1 protein-coding gene is annotated in these 260 nt (G+C 65.4%); it reads right to left on the bottom strand.

Annotation, left to right across the window (positions count from 1 at the left end; translation table 11 throughout):
- Window positions 1-260: AMP-binding protein (locus NCR37_RS28285; RefSeq protein WP_250476110.1), on the bottom strand; the 260-nt coding region annotated here is incomplete at both ends.

Genomic DNA, 260 nt, shown 5'->3' on the forward strand with positions numbered 1-260 from the left:
ACGTACCCGTATCGCCGAGTGCTTCACGGCCGATGGCATCGGCGAGCAAGAGGCGCGGCGTCGAGTCAGTGAGGATGTGAGTCAGGCGTTCGCCGGGGTAACCCGGATCGATCGGCACATAGGCGCCGCCCGCTTTGAGTATCGCGAGCAACGCCACCACCATGCCGATGCCACGCTCCACGCACAGCGCCACGCGATCTTCCGGTTCGACCCCTAGCGCGAGCAGACGATGCGCGAGCCGATTGGCACGCGCATTGAGT

The sequence above is a fragment of the Caballeronia sp. GAFFF1 genome (assembly GCF_023630705.1).
In the GTDB taxonomy this organism is placed as follows: Bacteria; Pseudomonadota; Gammaproteobacteria; order Burkholderiales; family Burkholderiaceae; genus Caballeronia.